The organism is Aquimarina agarivorans (assembly GCF_000218485.1).
GTDB lineage: Bacteria > Bacteroidota > Bacteroidia > Flavobacteriales > Flavobacteriaceae > Aquimarina > Aquimarina agarivorans.
On record NZ_AFPB01000097.1, the window covers coordinates 1 to 1,215 of the forward strand.

A 1,215-nucleotide genomic window follows, 5' to 3' on the forward strand; every position below is an offset into this window, starting at 1 on the left:
AACGTTTGGCTAAGCTGCGTTTTAATGCAGTTTAGGTTTTGTTATATGCTTTTATAATTTTTCCCTTAATAATTCCTGAATAAACGAGATCAGGTCATTTTTATATTTCTCTACCTCTGATTCATCACTAATGAATACCTTTAGATTTTCAAGTCTTTCGTTAGCTTTTTCTATTAAGTAATCTGACAATATGATGTTCTCAGTTTTCTGCCTCAATGCTGCAAACATTCTATTGTCAATTTCTAAATCTTCATCATTCAATAGAATTTTATCTGCAAGATCACTTATTTGTTGTTTTGATTCTTCTAAATGTTGTTCAATCATAGTTCATTAAATAATTAAATTTGATAATTGTACATCAGTCAATTTTTCTAAAATTTGACCAGCTGTTTCAGAATCAACTACTCCGTTTCCAAAGCTTACTAATTGACCGATTAACATTAATTTTAAATCCTTCTTGCTAATCTTTTTACTTTTTGTTTTTAATCCTTCGATTTCTTCAAATATGATTTCTTGCCCGAGCCCCAATTTCTCTAACTTTTCTAGAACGGCATCAATTTTAAAGTGAAGATCAACAAGTTCATTAACTGAATATTCTTCATCATTTTTTGAAATTTCATCAACTGAAATCATACGATTTTGAAAAATGAACTGTTGTTTTTCAAGTTCAGAATTTAATTGTCGAACGTTAGATAACTCATTCCTATTATAGGACTCTTTTGCTCTCAGAAAAATCAGCTCGTCAGTTTGTTTTTTTTTGTTTCTTTTTCAATGGCCCTTGTTAGGTTAGTTTGATTCCGATCGAGTTCTTTTTGTTTATTGGCTATTTGCTTTTGAATATCTGCAATTTTAGATTGAAATCGAACTTGCTCTTTTAATTTGCTTTCAATTTGTCTTTGAAGGCTTTGAATCGTTGTAGAAGATTTTGTCGTTGAAATTCTTTTTGATAGATTATTGATTTTTGAAACTAAGTCAACATCTTTCTTCCTCTCAGAAGCTTCTTTCTTTTTTAGGTCTGCAATTTGTCCTTGCAATCTGGAGACATTATTTCTATATGTATTTGCAGACATTTTCTTTATTGTTTTTTTTATTCTGACTAACGTAAAAATAATTTGCTGTTTATTAATGTTTTACATTTATTCATTTTTCTGCTCATTTTTCTGCTCATTTTTACGTTCGCATACGTTCTGAAGACTTTTTTGGAGTCTATGAGGG

At 29.5% G+C, this 1,215-nt stretch carries 3 protein-coding genes; all 3 read right to left on the reverse strand.

Translation table 11 applies throughout. The features are described 5' to 3' along the window. Window positions 1-51: 51 nt before the first annotated feature. The 3 genes from GMC_RS23070 to GMC_RS23060 all read right to left on the reverse strand — a co-directional run bounded on the left by GMC_RS23070 (window position 52) and on the right by GMC_RS23060 (window position 1,070). Complete coding sequence (locus GMC_RS23070; RefSeq protein WP_010520317.1) at window positions 52-324, reverse strand: hypothetical protein; 273 nt, start codon at window positions 322-324, stop codon at window positions 52-54. Window positions 325-330: 6 nt separating this feature from the next. Further along, window positions 331-633, reverse strand: coding sequence for a hypothetical protein (locus GMC_RS23065; RefSeq protein WP_010520316.1), 303 nt, complete (start codon window positions 631-633; stop codon window positions 331-333). 101 nt (window positions 634-734) lie between these two features. Next, complete coding sequence (locus tag GMC_RS23060) at window positions 735-1,070, reverse strand: hypothetical protein (RefSeq protein WP_010520315.1); 336 nt, start codon at window positions 1,068-1,070, stop codon at window positions 735-737. Window positions 1,071-1,215 lie beyond the last annotated feature (145 nt).

What these genes read in the sequence shown, in the direction of transcription:
- GMC_RS23070 (WP_010520317.1), bottom strand. Translation starts at nt 324, where the DNA reads ATGATTGAACAACATTTAGAAGAATCAAAACAACAAATAAGTGATCTT.
- GMC_RS23065 (WP_010520316.1), bottom strand. Translation starts at nt 633, where the DNA reads ATGATTTCAGTTGATGAAATTTCAAAAAATGATGAAGAATATTCAGTT.
- GMC_RS23060 (WP_010520315.1), bottom strand. Translation starts at nt 1,070, where the DNA reads ATGTCTGCAAATACATATAGAAATAATGTCTCCAGATTGCAAGGACAA.